This is a genomic window from Janthinobacterium sp. P210005 (genome assembly GCF_036231865.1).
GTDB classification, from domain to species: domain Bacteria; phylum Pseudomonadota; class Gammaproteobacteria; order Burkholderiales; family Burkholderiaceae_D; genus Janthinobacterium; species Janthinobacterium kumbetense.
In genome coordinates this window covers 508,440-524,624 of the sequence record NZ_JAZARC010000002.1, presented here as the reverse complement: position 1 = coordinate 524,624, position 16,185 = coordinate 508,440, and the positions used below count along the sequence as shown (strand labels likewise).

Genomic DNA, 16,185 nt, shown 5'->3' with positions numbered 1-16,185 from the left:
TATCGTTACAATCCCACTTCCTGTGCTGCCTCATTCAGCCGCAGACCTGTGGCGCCTCCCTACACCGACCTGTGGACCCAAGCCGCACCTGACCAATCTAATAAGAAATGTATTGTATAAATACAAGATACCCCCAGCCGAATGCTGCAACTAGGTATTCAAAGGCGGATTCGCCGATGCTAGCGACGGATGGACTCGTCTGAGTCTTTCCTTAACATTGTGGGCAGCTTCCAATACAGCACAATAACCACTCCGCCGATCCGCAATCACTAGAGTGAGCTCTGAAAGTCACCACGGACAAAAATCTAGACAGGCTTACTACATGTTAGACTGTCTTGTACTGCTTTACGTAAAATCCACCTTCAACGAAATCCAACGCGTTTATGAATATTCCGTTTGACAGCGTCATGACCGTCAAGGAAGTCGCCGACTACCTGCGGGTTAATCAACGTACCGTGTATCGCCTGGCGGTTGAGCGCCGTCTGCCTGGCTTCAAGGTTGGGGCGAATTGGCGTTTCAAGAGGGTGGATATTGATGGGTGGATAGCTGCGCAGTCTGCGGCGGCAACAACCGCCGATGAAAAAAATGCAAAGGGAGAGGGAAAAGACACGTGAAGCTGATCCATAACAGCGGTTCAGACCGCGTCATTGACCTCATCCGCCCGCATCTGGAGCCTGGACATCAGCTTGGTTGCGTGACTCCGTCGTTCTCGCTGTTTGCATTCGCCGAATTACGTGAAGCGTTCGCCAAGCTGGATGGGGTGCAACTCATTCTTCCCCCGGTCGATGACGGGCTCGATTTCCTCGGCCGCGAAGGTGACCGCGCCGCACGCAATCGGTTGCAATCCAGGTGGTTAGCTAACCAGTGCGCGACGTGGCTCAATGGCAAGGTCGAGCTACGTCGTGCAAATGGCCCCGTCCCGCAGGGTGCCGCCGTCATGCGTGCGCCGGACGGCACTGCCGATCAGGTGGTGTTGGGCTCGTTCGCATTCAGTACGGACGGCCTGGGCCTGACGCCAGGCAACCCTCTGAGCCTGATCCAAGCATCGGAGTCGGCAGAAGAAGCCGCGCAGCTCGCCCGCTGGCTTGATCAGCAATGGGCTGCGCTGCAAGCGCAGCCAGATAGCCGGCCAGCGCTGGTTGAAGCCCTTCAGGGCATGGGCCAACACCGCGCACCATTCACGCTCTACGCCTTCATCTTGAACCATTTGTTTGGGAGCAGGGGCGACGAGATGGACGAGGAGCAAATCGTCAAGTCGGCCACCGGAATTCGCAACACGGTGGTGTGGAAGAAGCTGTTTAAATTCCAACGCGATGGTGTCGTTGGTGCCATCGACAAGCTAGCCCGCTTCGGCGGCTGCATCATTGCGGACAGCGTAGGCCTGGGCAAGACCTTCGAAGCCCTAGCAATCATAAAGTACCACGAACTACGCAATGACCGCGTTCTTGTGCTCGCGCCCAAGCGCTTGCGCGACAATTGGACGCTCTATAAGGCTAACGACAAGCGCAACATACTGGCGGCAGACCGGTTTAATTACGATGTCCTGAACCATACCGATTTATCGCGTGATAGTGGCACGTCGGGCGACATCGACCTAAGCAATGTGAACTGGGGCAACTACGATCTAGTGGTTATTGACGAGTCGCACAATTTTCGCAACAAGAAATCACCGCGTCAGGGCACCGAGACGCGGTACGACCGGCTCATGCGTAAGGTCATCAAGGAAGGCGTAAAGACACGCGTCCTAATGTTGTCCGCCACACCTGTGAACAACCGCCTGGCGGACTTGAAGAACCAGATCGCCTTCGTCACTGAAGGCGATGACACGGCTTTGCTGGAACATGGCATCGACAGCATCGAACAGACCATCCGTAAGGCCCAAATCCAGTTTAATCGCTGGCTGGAAATGGACGAAGCCGAGCGTACGCCGGGCCATCTGGTGGAAATGTTGGGCTTCGACTACTTCACTCTCCTAGATCACTTGACCATCGCGCGTTCGCGCCGGCATATAGAAAAGTATTACGGTACGGCCGAGACCGGCAAGTTTCCGGGCCGGCTGCCTCCAATCAACATTAAAGCCGACGTGGACCTGGCGGGCCAGTTCAGGGCTATCAAGGATATCAACCTTGAAATTCGGCGCCTGAACCTAGCCAGCTACGCGCCACTGCGCTATGTGCTGCCGCACAAGCAGGCCGCCTATGATGCCAAGTACAGCACCGAAATTCGGGGCGGTGAGAGTTTCTTTCGGCAGGCTGACCGCGAAGAGAGCTTGATCCACCTGCTGAGGGTCAATGTGCTCAAGCGCATGGAGAGCGCCGTGTCCTCATTTGCGCTAACGGTTCAGCGGCAGCTCAAGGACGTCGAAGCCGTGCTGGCCCACATCGAAAACCATGACGAGGGCGTCGAAGAAATTGATATTGCCGACGTGGATATCGACGACCCTGCCTTCGAATCCCTGCTGGTCGGGCGTAAGGTTAAGGTATTGCTTACTGACGTAGACCTCATCCGCTGGAAACAAGACCTGATTGAGGACCGCAACCGCTTGGCCACGCTGCTGGCGGCCGCACAGCAAGTGGATACTACACGAGACGCCAAGTTGTCCCAGCTGCGTGCGATGATTGAGCGGAAGTGCCGCGAGCCGATTAACGCCGGTAACCGTAAAATAATTGTCTTCACCGCATTTTCGGACACTGCGAAATATCTATATGCCAACCTTGCGCCCTGGGCCAAGAGCGCGCTGGGCATCGACGCTGGGTTGATTACCGGCAGTGCTGGCATACAGACCACCCTACCGGGTTTGCGCAAGAGCATGAGTAGCGTGCTATCGGCGTTCGCGCCGCGTGCGAAGGAGCGCCCAGCAGATCTAGCTGCCGAAGGGGAAATCAATTTGCTCATCGCTACCGACTGCATCTCCGAAGGACAGAACTTGCAGGACTGCGACTGGCTTGTCAACTACGACATCCATTGGAACCCGGTTCGTATTATCCAACGCTTCGGTCGTATCGACCGCATCGGCTCGCCTAACCAGAACATTCAGTTGGTCAACTTCTGGCCTAACATGGAATTGGAAGAGTACATCGGTCTAGAGCAGCGCGTCAGCGGGCGCATGGTGTTGCTTGATGTTTCTGCCACTGGTGAGGAAAATCTTATCGAGCAGCAGTCGGGCAACCCGATGAACGATCTGGAGTACCGGCGCAAGCAGTTGCTTAAGCTGCAGGACACGGTCATCGACATGGAAGACTTGTCTAACGGTGTTTCCATTACTGATCTCACACTGACCGACTTCCGCATCGACCTGGCACAGTACATCAAAGAGCATCCGGGCCAACTCGACAGCCTGTCGCTGGGCACGTACGCCGTCACCACCAGCATCGACGCCGATATTGCGCCGGGCGTCATCTTCTGCCTGCGGGCCGAAAGTGCAGTCCCGGCCGAAGGGCAGCAATCCGACTACCCGCTCGCGCCGATCTATTTGGCCCACGTTGGCGACGATGGCGCCGTGCTGCTGCCATACCCCCAAGCCAAGCGTATTCTGGACCGGCTCAAGCGCCTAGCCCTCGGCCGCGAGCTGCCCGATGACGGCGCCTGCGCCGTATTCGACAAGGACACACGTCAAGGCGAGGATATGCGCCACGCCCAGAAACTGCTTGCCGCCGCAGTGGCGTCGGTGGTGGGTAAGAACGAAGAACGCGCCGTGGCAAGCCTGTTTTCGCCGGGCGGCACCTATGCTATGAAGGGTGAGTTCGCCGGCAGTAATGACTTCGAGGTGCTCGCCTTCATGGTCGTGTTGCCGGGGACCGCTGCGTGACGGAGCAGGCGCTGACCGGCATGGTGCTTTCTGCGCTGAGTCTTCCGACCAGTTGCCGCGTGGATCAGCGTGTCCCCAAAAAGATGCTGGTCGAAAACGGCGCCCCGACCAGCGCAGACAAGCACCTCATCAACGACACTATCGAAGAAATCCAGTGGATTGCCGCCTTGAAGCCCAACACAGTGGGCGTGGCCGAATACCGCGACGATTGCCGCGATTATGCAGAGGTGGCAGTGTTGTGCATCACCGTGCGCAATGCCCCCCAGGGTGACGGTGCTGGCGCAGCCCGTGCAGGTCAACACACCCGGCCAGTCAACATTACACGCCTGGCTGAACTAGTACACCGCGCCGTGCCTTATCCGTTGCTGCTTCTGCTTGCCGCGCCGCAGGGCGTGCACCTCTCCCTAGCACACAAGCGCTGGGCACAGAACGAGGCCGGCAAGGTAGTGCTGGACGGCGAACCGGTGACGGTGGACATGGCACTTGGCCTGACAGCTGATCATCCGTTCGTTCATGCACTGGCCCTATCCCGGCAGCCGCAAACCAGTTTGCTTACCCTGTACCAAGGCTGGATGAACTGCCTGACTGCTTTGCAGGCGTCGCAATACACCGGCACCTTCAACGAATCCGAAACGCCGGACTTGGTTGCCGCACGCCGCCAGACCTTGCGCACCTGCCAACGCTTGGAGCAAGAGGCAAGTCGCTTACGCGCGCTTGCGGTCAAGGAAAAACAGATGGCTAGGCAGGTGGACTTAAACCTCGCGCTCCAGCGCATCAGCACCGAGCTGGCATCGGCACGCGAACAACTTTGATTACCCTGCAAATGACGGAGATCTAGATGCAAAAAATAGAAGCAACCCAACCGGCGGCCAAGTCAGCTGACTTGGTGGCGGGCAACATCGAACAACTCAAGGCCCTGTTCCCCGAGCTAATCACCGAGGGAGCAGATGGTGTGGCTGTCAACGTGGATGTGCTCAAAGCTTTGGTGGGCGACCAGACAGCTACAGATGCCGAAGAGAAGTACGGCCTGAATTGGCACGGTAAACGCCGGGCGCGTCAATTGGCGCTTACGCCCAGCAACGGCACGCTGCGACCCCACCCAGAAGAAAGTGTTGAATGGGGTAGCACCCGAAATGTGATGATCGAGGGTGACAACCTGGAAGTGCTCAAGCTGCTGCAGAAGAGCTATGCGAACAAAGTAAAGCTAATTTACATCGATCCACCATATAACACTGGCAAGGACTTCGTCTACCCCGATAATTTTCAGGACAATATTAAGAATTATTTGGAGCTGACTGGTCAGGCGGAAGGCGGAAAAAAAATTAGCAGCAACACGGATGCAAGCGGTCGTTTCCACACCGATTGGCTGAGTATGATGTATCCGCGGCTGAAGCTTGCGCGGGGGTTGCTGAGGGATAACGGCGTGATATTCATCTCGGTCGACGAACGGGAATACTCATCTCTTCGTCTAATTTGCTGCGACATATTTGGAGAGGAAAATATTGTTGGCACAATCGTTTGGAAAAATGCCACTGACAATAATCCAACAAACGTGGCCACCGAGCATGAGTACCTGCTGGTTGTGGCAAAGAAGAAAGACGAGATAGATTCCGAATGGAAATCCTCGATTTCTGACGTAAAGGATGTGCTCATCCAGATCGGCGAAACGCTATCAAAAAAATACAAAGACCAGGCTCTTCGAGATGCGTACGACGAGTGGTTCCGCGAACACAAAGCGGAACTATGGCCACTAGATCGATACAAGTATATAGATGAAGGTGGCGTGTACACCGGAAGTCAAAGCGTCCATAACCCAGGAAGGGAAGGGTATCGATACGATGTCATTCACCCCGGCACCAAACTCCCTTGTAAACAACCTTTGATGGGGTATCGTTTCCCGAAGCAAACGATGGATGAGCTGCTGGCTGCACGCCGCATATTATTCGGAGAGGACCATTCTAAAATTATCGAACTAAAGGTATATGCATCGGAGTTTAAGGAAAAGCTCTCCAGCCTGTTGGAGTTGGACGGCAGGCTGGGTGCGTATGATCTAAAGGAAGACTTCCCCAAAGAAGGAAAGGTTTTTACAAACCCGAAGCCTGTTCGACTATATGAGGCATTCTTGCCATTTCTGTTGAAGGATTCTGGTGATCTCGTTGTCGATTTTTTTGCTGGCTCTGGGGCGACGGCCAAAGCGGTATGGAAATTGAACGCCAAAGATTCTGTTGAACGCAAGTTTGTTCTGGTCCAACTACCTGAGCCGCTGAATGAGTCAGATAAGGATCAGAAGGCAGCCGTTCAGCTTTGTGATGCTTTGGGCGCCCCAAGAAATCTTGCTGAAATAACCAAGGAACGCTTGCGTCGAGCCGGGAAGAACATCCAGCTTTCGGTCCCTTCGCCTACGCTCGATTTTGGCTTTCGAGTCTTTAAGCTCGACTATTCAAATATCAGAGCCTGGGATCCCGCGCCCGTCGATCTTGAACGGTCGCTTTTCGACCATCAAGATAGCATCGTAGTTGGTCGGTCCGAGGACGATGTTCTGTACGAGTTGCTAATTAAGCTCGGACTGGATCTTTGCGTGCCAATCACTCAGCGAGTGGTAGCAGGCAAGAAACTGCATTCAGTTGGCGGCGGCGTTCTCATTGCCTGCTTGTCTACGACAATTGCAGCCGGGGACATCGAGCCGTTGGCCCAAGGCATTATCAATTTTCACAAAGAAGTCGCGCCATCTGGCGACACGACCTGCGTGTTCCGTGACAGTGCATTTGCCGATGACGTTGCCAAGACCAATCTTGCGGCGATCCTGGCGCAGAACGGTATCCAGACCGTTCGCAGTCTTTGAAGGGACGCTAATGAAACTTCACTTTGAGGCGAACCTCGACTATCAGCTCCAGGCCATTGAGGCAGTCTGCGACCTATTTCGCGGTCAAGAGTCCTGCCGCACGGAATTCACAGTGACGATGAAGCTACCTGACCAGCAATTGACACTGGGCGTGGCCGATACCGATCTCGGCGTGGGCAACCGTCTGACGCTGCTGGACGACCAACTTCTTCAGAACCTGCGTGATGTCCAGTTACGCGGGGGGCTGGCGCCGTCCGGTGTGCTGGCCTCGGGCGACTTCACCGTCGAAATGGAAACCGGCACCGGCAAGACCTATGTCTACTTGCGCTCGATCCGCGAGCTGAACAAGCGGTACGGCTTTACCAAGTTCGTCATCGTGGTGCCCTCGGTGGCCATCAAGGAAGGCGTCTACAAGTCGCTGCAGATCACGGAAGACCACTTCAAGGGAATCTATGCCGGCGTACCCGTGGACTTCTTCCTCTACGACTCCAGCAAGCTGGGTCAGGTGCGCAACTTCGCCACCAACTCCACGATCCAGGTGATGGTTGTTACGGTTGGCGCCATCAACAAAAAGGATGTGAACAATCTCTACAAGGACAGCGAGAAGACCGGTGACAGCAAGCCTATCGACCTCATTAGGGCCACGCGACCTATCGTCATCGTGGATGAACCGCAGAGTGTGGACGGTGGCTTAAATGGCGCTGGCAAGACCGCCCTGGACGCTATGAACCCCCTATGCACGCTGCGCTATTCGGCTACCCACGCCAACAAGCACCACATGGTGTTCCGACTCGATGCGCTAGACGCTTACGAGCGCAAGCTAGTCAAGCAGATCGAGGTGGCAGCGGCCACTATCGAGGGCGCGCATAACAAGGCCTTCGTGCGGCTGGTGTCAGTCAACAACAAGCGCGGAAGCATCTGTGCAAAGGTCGAGTTGGATGTCAAGACCGCCACGGGCGTAAAGCGTCAGGAGGTGACTGTCAGCGACGGCGATGATCTGCAGCAGACCGCCAAGCGCGACATCTACTCTGACTTCCGCGTAGGCGAAATTAGCACGGCCAAGGGCAAAGAGTTCCTGGAGCTGCGCTACCCAGGTGGCGAAGCCTTCCTCTCCGTGGGCCAGGCCTACGGCGATGTTGATGCCCTGGCGGTGCAGCGCGAGATGATCCGCCGCACCATCCGTGAACACCTTGAAAAAGAGAAGGTGCTTCGACCCAAGGGTATCAAAGTGCTATCGCTGTTTTTTATCGACGCAGTGGGGCGATACCGCCAGTACGACGCCGATGGCAACCCACTGAAAGGTGACTACGCTCGCATCTTCGAGGAAGAGTACCGACGTGCGGCGAAGCTGCCTGCCTACCAGAGCATGTTCGCCGAAATCGACCTAGCCAGCGCCGCAGAAGAAGTGCACGATGGTTACTTCTCTAAGGATAAGAAAGGAGTTTGGTCAGACACCACCGAGAACAACGCCGGCAACCGCGAGAACGCTGAGCGAGCCTACACCCTCATCATGAAGGAGAAGGAAAAGCTGCTCGCCTTCGAGACGCCGCTTAAATTTATCTTCTCACATTCGGCGTTGAAGGAGGGTTGGGACAATCCCAACGTCTTCCAGATTTGCACGCTACGGGAAATGGGCACCGAGCGCGAGCGCCGGCAGACCATCGGCCGGGGTCTGCGGCTGTGCGTGAATCAACATGGCGAGCGGGTGCGCGGCTTCGAGGTCAATCGGTTGACCGTCATCGCCACCGAGTCCTACGAGCAGTTCGCCGAGAACCTGCAAAAGGAGATCGAGGCCGACACGGGCATCCGGTTCGGCATTCTGGAACAGCACCAGTTCGCAGGCATCGCCATCAAGGGGGCCGATGGCACGCTCTCCCCGCTGGGTGTGGACCAGTCAAAAGCCTTGTGGGAGCACCTGAAGGCGACGGGGTACGTCGATGCTAGGGGTAAGGTGCAGGAATCGCTGAAGCTGGCCCTGAAGGAGGGCACCTTGGTGCTGCCCGGAGCCGTCGAGGCGCAGCGCGGCCAGATCGTCGAAGTGCTGCGCAAGGTGTCGGGCCGGCTCGAAATCAAGAACGCCGATGAGCGCAAGGCTGCCCCGTTGCGTAAGGACAAAGACGGCAAGGCCGTCTATCTGTCGGATGATTTCAAGGCGCTGTGGAACTGCATCAAGCACCAGACCACCTACCGGGTTCAGTTCGACAATGCCAAGTTGCTGCAAGACTGCACCGCCGAGCTGAAGAAGGCCCCGGTCATTGCCAAGGCGCGGCTGCAGTGGCGCAAGGCCGACATTTCCATTGGCCAGGCGGGCGTACTGGCTACTGAGAAGGAAGGCGCCGCGACCGTGGTGCTGGAAGAGGGCGACATCGAGTTGCCAGATTTGCTGACCGATTTGCAGGATCGCACCCAGCTCACGCGACGCAGCATCATTGCCATTCTGACCGGCAGCGGTCGGTTGGACGACTTTAAGCGCAACCCGCAGCAGTTCATCGAGCAGACGGCCGAGGTCATCAACCGCTGCAAGCGCTTGGCACTGGTAGATGGAATCAAGTACCAGAAGATTGGCGACGAACACTTCTACGCTCAGGAACTGTTCGCCAAGGACGAGTTGACCGGCTACCTGCGCAATATGCTACTGGATACCAGGCGGTCAATCTACGAGCACGTCATCTACGACTCGAACACCGAGCGCGACTTCGCTGATGCCTTGGAGAAGAACAACGGCGTGGTGCTGTATGCCAAGCTGCCGAGCTGGTTCAAGGTACCCACGCCACTGGGACCTTACAACCCGGACTGGGCCATTCTGTTCGACGAAGACGGCACGCAGCGTTTGTATTTCGTCGTGGAGACCAAGAGCAGCCTTTTCACCGACGACCTGCGCAGCAAGGAAGACGCCAAGATTAAGTGTGGCAAGGCGCACTTTGCGGCGCTTGGGGTTGGTGAAAATCCGGCCCACTACCTTGTGGCGACCTCTTTCGGTGACGTGCTCAAGACGATGGAGTGAAAGTGGCCTGGGCACCTGAGTACAAGGGCGCCCGGGCTCAAGAGCGTCATATCGCGTCTTGAAAGACATTGGACAAGTATGGGGAGAATTTTGGGGGAGAAAACAGGGTATTTTCTTCCCTTTAATGCCTACTGTTGCCATTTTTTGCCGGTTGCGGTATTCTTTAGAATCAAGGAGTTGCAGTAATAATGCGGCTCTCCAAGGCACTGCGGCTTGGCCTCCGAAGCCAAGGGTCGTGGGTTCGATCCCCGCCAGCCGCACCAGACAAATCAAGACTTGCCGTTTCTTTCGCTAGCATTGTGCGCATTGCCGTGCGTGATAGTTATGGCTGCGCCTGCCGCTGCGCAGCCACCCGTCTCAGCCACTAGCCTTACTTCAGCAATTTCAGCAACGCCTGCGCCGCCGCCTCCGATGAGGCCGGATTCTGCCCGGTGATCAAGATGCCGTGCGTCAGCACATATGGCGCCCAGTCCGCGCCCTTCGAGTAGATGCCGCCGTTATCCTTGAGCATGTCTTCCACCAGGAAGGGCACGACTTTCGTCAAGCCCACGGCGTCTTCTTCCGTATTCGTGAAACCCGTCACCTGCTTGCCCTTCACCAGCGGCTGGCCATCGCCGCCTTTGACGTGGCGCAAGACGCCGGGAGCGTGGCAGACGGCGGCGACGGGCTTGCCGGCTGCCTGCAGCGCTGCGATGAGGGCGATCGAGTCCCGGTCTTCGGCCAGGTCCCACAGGGGGCCGTGGCCGCCCGGATAGAACACGGCGTCATGGTCGGCCGCTCTCACGCTGGACAGCAGGACGGTGGAAGCGAGCGCGGCCTGGGCGGCCGGATCGGCCTTGAAGCGGGCCGTGGCGGCCGTCTGCGATTCGGGGGCGTCGCTCTTCGGGTCCAGCGGCGGCTGGCCGCCCTTGGGCGAAGCCAGGGTCAGGTGCGCGCCCGCGTCTTTCAGCACGTAGTACGGGGCGGCGAATTCTTCCAGCCAGAAGCCGGTCTTGTGGCCCGTGTCGCCCAGCTGGTCGTGCGAGGTCAATACCATTAAAACGTTCATGCGAACTCCTGTGCAAGCGGTGTGGGGGGAGTGTTACGCCATCAGCTTAATCCTGTTCGCACTTTCATGCTGCACGCCAGTGCTGCCTGTTTTTTGTGCGCGCCTTTGATGAAAACGCCCGCGACGCCCCTGCCGTTGTCCATTTGCAACCTCCAAAGTGTTCCAGTTGCCGATATCAAAATTGATATCGAAACAGTGGAAAAATTGATTGGAGAGATTATCGCCCAGCCCCTAAGATAAACGCCGAGCATGCGAACGACATGCAAGCAGTGCAAAAATATCAATACAATATCTGGAGATTCATGATGCGCAACGCCACCGGTCCGCTCGCGGCCACTTCCCCTCGTCCATTCACCTTGAAGGCGGCCGTTGCGGCATTGGCCGGTATTGGCTTGCTGAGCACGGCTTCGGTATGGGCGCAGGAGGCGGTGGCGGCCGATGCTAGTGCCGAGCCTGCCGCGGAAGTGTCGGTCGTGACCGTCAGCGGCGTGCGCCGCTCGGCGCAAAATTCGCAGCAGATCAAGATGCGCTCGGATCAGGTCATCGATTCCATCGTGGCCGACGACATCGGCAAATTCCCTGATAACAATGTGGCCGAAACCCTGGCGCGCATTTCCGGCATCCAGATCCGCCGCGATTCGGGCGAGGCCAGCGCCGTCATGATCCGCGGCTTGCGCGATGTCACGACCCTGCTCAACGGTCGCGAACTGTTCACCACCACGGGCCGCTACGTCAACCTGGCCGACATTCCCGCCACCATGCTGCAGCGCGTGGACGTGTATAAATCGCAGGGCGCGGACCAGGTTGAAGGCGGCGTGGCCGGCATCATCGACGTGCGCACCAACCGCCCGTTCGACTTCAAGGAATTTACCGCCAGCGTGAATACGCGCGCCGTCTACAGCGACAAATCGAAAGCCACCGACCCGAACATCAGCGGCATGGTGGCGAACCGCTGGAAGACGGGCATCGGTGAAGTGGGCGCGCTGCTGGGCTTGTCGCAGCAGCAGCACCGTTACCATGAAGAACGCGCATTCAATACGGCGCCCGTGGATAAAAGTTTCCTGTTGCCTGGTTTGACGGGGCCTGACCAGGTGGGTTTGCTGCCGATCAAGGGCGACCGCCGCCGCACGACCGCCAATGCCGTGCTGCAATGGCGTCCGAACGCCGACGTCGAGCTGTACGCAGAAGGCATGGCCACGCGCTTCCTGCTCGATGCCGAGTCCGATTACTTCGTCGGCTTGCCATGGTGGGGCACGCCCGTGTCCGCCACCAAAATTCCCGGCACCAACCAGCTGCAAACCCTCACCTCGACCAACGTCAACACCATCATGTCGACGCAGGCGAACAAGAACGAGACGAAAACGCACCAGTTTGCCGTGGGCGGTTTGTGGGATATCAACCCGGAATGGCGTTTCACGTCGGAAGTGGCCAGCACCAGAAGTACCTTCAAATGGCGCAATCCCATCCTCGACGCGATCACGCAAGTGCCGAACGCCACCATCAATACCAACCAGAACGGCACCTTGCACGTCGATTACACGGGCATCGACTTGCAAGACCCGTCGAATTACTATTTGAAGGGCTTTTTCGACCGCTACGGCCAGGACCAGGGCAGCTCGAACGATGTGCGCGCCGACCTGGCGTACACGCCGAGTGCCGGCGGCATCTTCAAGGAAATCAGCGTCGGCTTGCGCGGTGTCAAGCGCGAAGCCGAATCGATCAAAAGCTATGAAGGCAATGCGGAAGCACCGGACGTGTCCGGCGCCGCATTTCCGTTCGGCCGCCAGAGCGTGACGTCGATTCCAGGCCTCAATTGCTTGTCGGAACCGATGTCCAGCGGCGGACCCGACTACGGCTTGAAGCAGTGGTACACGCCATGCGCCAGTTTCTTGCTCAATAACACGGGCACCGTGCGCCAAGCCGTCACGGGCAGCAGCGCGGCGCGCGCCATGGACCCGGGTTCGTTCTTCAAGGATACGGAAAAGACGTATTCCATCTACACCAAGGCAAAGGTCGCCTTCAAGCTGGCTGACTATCCCGTCGACGGTACTCTGGGCGTGCGCGTCGTGCGCACCGAACAAAGCTTGCAGGGCAACAGTTCGCAGGATGGCGTCTACACGCCCGTCGTCAGCGACACGTCCAGCACCGATGTGCTGCCGAGCGTGGCCCTGAAAATCAAGCTGCGCGCCGACCTGGTTGGCCGCTTTGCGGCGGGCCGCACCATCAGCCGCCCGGGCTTTGCCCAGCTGAACCCGGGCGTGGCCCTCGTCAACTCGACGGAAACGGTGAAGGCGACGGGCGCGGGCGGCAATCCGAATTTGAAACCGGTCGTGGGCGACAACGTCGACGCGGCACTGGAATGGTATTTCGCGCCAGCCGGTTCCGTGACGGCCACCGTGTTCCACCACAAGTTCGACGGGTATATCCAGCAACGCATTTCCAGCGAAACCATTGCCGGCAAGACATATGACGTGGACCGCCCGTACAACACGGCGGCCGGCAAGCTGCAGGGCCTGGAAATCGGCTACCAGCAATTCTATGACGGCTTGCCCGGCATCTTGAGCGGCCTGGGCTTGCAAGCGAACGGCACCTACATGAGCGGCACCACGGACGACGAGACGGGCAGCCATGCGATCACGGGCGTGTCGCGCTATGCCTACAACCTGGTGTTGCTGTACGAAAAAGACGCTTGGTCGGGCCGCCTGGCCTACAACTGGCGCTCGAAATTCATCGACAGCTACAACCAGGGCGGCCCCGGCCTGGACTTGAAGGTGGCGCCGACGGCCCAGCTCGACGGTTCGTTGTCGTACAAGATCAACGAGCAGTTCACCGTGACCCTCGATGGGAATAACTTGCTCGATACCAAGTTCAAGGATTACTGGAACGAACCGGGCGTGTATGCGCGCGATACGCGCCGCTATGACCGGACAGTTGGCCTCTCTTTACGCTGGAAAATGTAAAACGTCCATGGCTGCGTTGCATTGCCTCGCCGTACTCCTCGTACTGTCTTCGGCAACGCGCCTTGCCCTGAACGTTTTACATGAGTGAAAAAAGCAGTATCCAAGGGCGTTGTCATGGTTTCGGCCGGCAACGCCCCTGTCAGTTGGACAGTCACGCACGATTCATCATAAAAAGAATGGACGGAAAGCATGGAGACGCAAAAATTATCCACCGTTGAAAAGGTCGGCTTCGGCGCCGGCGACATGGCGCTCAATGTCGTCATTTCGTCGATGATGTTGATCATCACCTTTTTCTATACCGATATCTATGGCTTGAAAACCACGGACCTGGCCCTGCTGTTCGTGGCCGTGAAAGTCATCGGCGCCATCGCCGACCTCGTCATGGGCCAGATCACGGACCGCTACAGCTTTGCCTCGGGCCGCTACCGGCCCTACCTGCTGTGGCTGGCCGTGCCGTATGGCGTCAGCGTCTTCTTTGTCTTCAGCACGCCCGAGTGGCAGTACGACGCCAAGCTGATCTGGGCATATTCCACATATATCCTGATGACGATCATGACGGCCGGCGTGGGCATCCCGTATATTTCCCTGATCAGCGGCTTGACGAGCGACCCGCAGGATCGCCTGTCGGCCAACGGCTACCGTTTGTTCTTCGCCAAGATCGGCGCCTTCATGGTGACCATCGTCGTGCCGGTCCTGTCGCAGCGCTGGGGCGGCGGCAACCCGGCCGTCGGCTACCAGGCGGCCATGGCCGTGATGGCCGTCATGGGCGTGGCCCTGTTCCTGTTCTGCTATTTCTCCACCACCGAGCGGGTCGTGCACGTGGTGGAAAAGCAACCGTTGCTGGCGCAATTGAAAGTGCTGTTGCAGAACGACCAGTGGCTGGTGCTGTGCGGCGTGTGCGTCACGGGTACCATCGGCTACGTGGTGCGCGGTTCCGTCGCCATCTATTACGCGAAATACTATCTGGGCGGCAGCACGGAAACGGTGGCTGCCTTTTTGACCACGGGCGTGGTGGGCGCCATCCTGGCCATGATCGCCTCGACCTGGATCACCAAGTTCTATTGCAAAGTTAAACTGTTCCGCTACACGCAGATCGGCGTCGCGTTGATCAGCCTGGCGATCTATTTCTTCGTGAAACCGAGCGACACGGTGCTGGCTTTCGCCCTGTATTTCCTGCTGTCCTTCGTGGTGGACTTGCATGCGCCCGTGTTCTGGTCGGCCATCGCGGAAACCATTGATTACGGTCAAGTCAAGACGGGCAAGCGCGTCTCCGGCTTCGCCTTTGGCGGCATCTCCGTCTGCCAGAAGGCGGGCATGGCGGTGGCGGGCGGTCTGGTGGGCGTGCTGCTCGCGTATTTCGACTACCAGCCCAACCATGAGCAAACGCAATTCGCCCTGAACGGCATCGCCCTGATGCTGTCGATCATCCCCGGCTTTTTCCACTTGCTGATGGGCTTGCTGATGTTCAAGTACCGCATCAGCGATGCGTACTACAGCGGCGTCAAGTCGGAAATGCACAAACGCGGTTTTGTCGCCGCGTAAGAATAACTGAATGGAGTAAGCAACATGGCAGACGTCTTGAAACCGCTGATCGAACAACGGGCCGACCCGCACATTTACCGCCACAGCGACGGCTATTATTACTTTACGGCCTCCGTGCCCCAGTACGACCGCATCGAACTGCGCCGCGCCGACAGCATCGCCGGGCTGGCCGACGCGCCCACGGTCGACGTGTGGCACAAGCCGGACACGGGTCCGTACAGCGAACTGGTGTGGGCGCCGGAACTGCACTTCAACCAGGGCGCCTGGTATGTGTATTTCGCCGCCGCGCCGAGCCGCGAAATCAAGCATAAATTGTTCCAGCACCGCATGTATGCGATCCGCAATACGAATGCCAACCCCCTGGAAGGCGAGTGGGAATTCATGGGCCAGATCGATACGGGCATCGACACCTTTTGCCTGGACGCCACCACGTTCGAGCACGACGGCGTGCTGTACTACCTGTGGGCACAGAAAGATGTGGCCATCGAAGGCAATTCGAACCTGTATATCGCGCCGATGGCCACGCCGTGGCAGCTGGCCGGTCCGCCCGTGATGCTGAGCAAGCCGGAATTCGACTGGGAAATCCGCGGCTTCTGGGTCAACGAGGGGCCGTCCGTGTTGAAGCGCAATGGCAAGATCTTCATCAGCTATTCGGCCAGCGCCACCGATGAAAACTATGCGATGGGCTTGCTGTGGGCCGATGCGTCGGCCGACCTGCTCGACCCGTTCTCGTGGAGCAAGTCGCCTGAACCCGTGTTTGCCACCTGCTACGAGCACGGCATCTACGGCCCCGGCCACAACAGCTTCACGACGGCCGACGACGGCGACGGCGTATTGCTGGTGTACCATGCCCGCACCTACACGGAAATCGTCGGCGACCCGCTGTGGAACCCGGATCGCCACACGTTCGTCAAACCGCTGCGCTGGGATGCGCAAGGCATGCCCGTGTTTGGCCGCTCATCGACCCTGTAAAACCTGGAC

General features: G+C 58.0%; 9 protein-coding genes and 1 tRNA gene. 9 read left to right on the top strand and 1 reads right to left on the bottom strand.

All coding sequences use genetic code 11. The features are described from left to right. Positions 1-383: 383 nt before the first annotated feature. The 6 genes from VPH40_RS12350 (at position 384) to VPH40_RS12325 (ending at position 9,917) form a co-directional block, all read left to right on the top strand. The gene (locus VPH40_RS12350) at positions 384-614 is read left to right on the top strand and encodes a helix-turn-helix domain-containing protein (protein ID WP_328573568.1); all 231 of its coding nucleotides are present in this window, start codon (positions 384-386) and stop codon (positions 612-614) included. After that, positions 611-3,808, top strand: a complete 3,198-nt coding sequence (locus tag VPH40_RS12345; RefSeq protein ID WP_328573567.1) for a helicase-related protein — start codon at positions 611-613, stop codon at positions 3,806-3,808. Before VPH40_RS12350 ends, VPH40_RS12345 begins: the two co-directional genes overlap by 4 nt. Next, positions 3,805-4,620, top strand: a complete 816-nt coding sequence (locus tag VPH40_RS12340; RefSeq protein WP_328573566.1) for a DUF4391 domain-containing protein — start codon at positions 3,805-3,807, stop codon at positions 4,618-4,620. The genes VPH40_RS12345 and VPH40_RS12340 overlap by 4 nt, the downstream gene beginning before the upstream one ends. 26 nt (positions 4,621-4,646) lie before the next feature. Continuing rightward, positions 4,647-6,650 carry a site-specific DNA-methyltransferase gene (locus VPH40_RS12335; RefSeq protein ID WP_328573565.1) on the top strand — a complete coding sequence of 668 codons (2,004 nt, stop codon included), beginning with the start codon at positions 4,647-4,649 and terminating at the stop codon, positions 6,648-6,650. A 10-nt stretch (positions 6,651-6,660) separates the two neighbouring features. Beyond that, the gene (locus VPH40_RS12330) at positions 6,661-9,654 is read left to right on the top strand and encodes a type III restriction-modification system endonuclease (RefSeq protein ID WP_328573564.1); all 2,994 of its coding nucleotides are present in this window, start codon (positions 6,661-6,663) and stop codon (positions 9,652-9,654) included. A 190-nt stretch (positions 9,655-9,844) separates the two neighbouring features. Next, positions 9,845-9,917: transfer RNA gene (locus VPH40_RS12325), tRNA-Arg, on the top strand. A gap of 107 nt (positions 9,918-10,024) precedes the next feature. Here VPH40_RS12325 and VPH40_RS12320 read toward each other — a convergent pair. After that, entirely contained in the window at positions 10,025-10,702 is a 678-nt protein-coding gene (locus tag VPH40_RS12320; protein ID WP_328573563.1) for a type 1 glutamine amidotransferase domain-containing protein, read from the bottom strand. A 302-nt stretch (positions 10,703-11,004) separates the two neighbouring features. Here VPH40_RS12320 and VPH40_RS12315 point away from each other — a divergent pair, with 302 nt between their 5' ends. The 3 genes from VPH40_RS12315 to VPH40_RS12305 all read left to right on the top strand — a co-directional run bounded on the left by VPH40_RS12315 (position 11,005) and on the right by VPH40_RS12305 (position 16,176). Next, complete coding sequence (locus tag VPH40_RS12315; RefSeq protein ID WP_328573562.1) at positions 11,005-13,662, top strand: TonB-dependent receptor; 2,658 nt, start codon at positions 11,005-11,007, stop codon at positions 13,660-13,662. 189 nt (positions 13,663-13,851) lie between these two features. Next, positions 13,852-15,204, top strand: a complete 1,353-nt coding sequence (locus VPH40_RS12310) for an MFS transporter (protein ID WP_328573561.1) — start codon at positions 13,852-13,854, stop codon at positions 15,202-15,204. Positions 15,205-15,228: 24 nt separating this feature from the next. Next, the gene (locus tag VPH40_RS12305; RefSeq protein ID WP_289912499.1) at positions 15,229-16,176 is read left to right on the top strand and encodes a glycoside hydrolase family 43 protein; all 948 of its coding nucleotides are present in this window, start codon (positions 15,229-15,231) and stop codon (positions 16,174-16,176) included. Positions 16,177-16,185: the final 9 nt, after the last annotated feature.

Bases quoted from the DNA above. Each gene is read 5' to 3' on its own strand.
- VPH40_RS12350 (WP_328573568.1), top strand. From the start codon at position 384: ATGAATATTCCGTTTGACAGCGTCATGACCGTCAAGGAAGTCGCCGAC.
- VPH40_RS12335 (WP_328573565.1), top strand. From the start codon at position 4,647: ATGCAAAAAATAGAAGCAACCCAACCGGCGGCCAAGTCAGCTGACTTG.
- VPH40_RS12330 (WP_328573564.1), top strand. From the start codon at position 6,661: ATGAAACTTCACTTTGAGGCGAACCTCGACTATCAGCTCCAGGCCATT.
- VPH40_RS12320 (WP_328573563.1), bottom strand. From the start codon at position 10,702: ATGAACGTTTTAATGGTATTGACCTCGCACGACCAGCTGGGCGACACG.
- VPH40_RS12315 (WP_328573562.1), top strand. From the start codon at position 11,005: ATGATGCGCAACGCCACCGGTCCGCTCGCGGCCACTTCCCCTCGTCCA.
- VPH40_RS12310 (WP_328573561.1), top strand. From the start codon at position 13,852: ATGGAGACGCAAAAATTATCCACCGTTGAAAAGGTCGGCTTCGGCGCC.
- VPH40_RS12305 (WP_289912499.1), top strand. From the start codon at position 15,229: ATGGCAGACGTCTTGAAACCGCTGATCGAACAACGGGCCGACCCGCAC.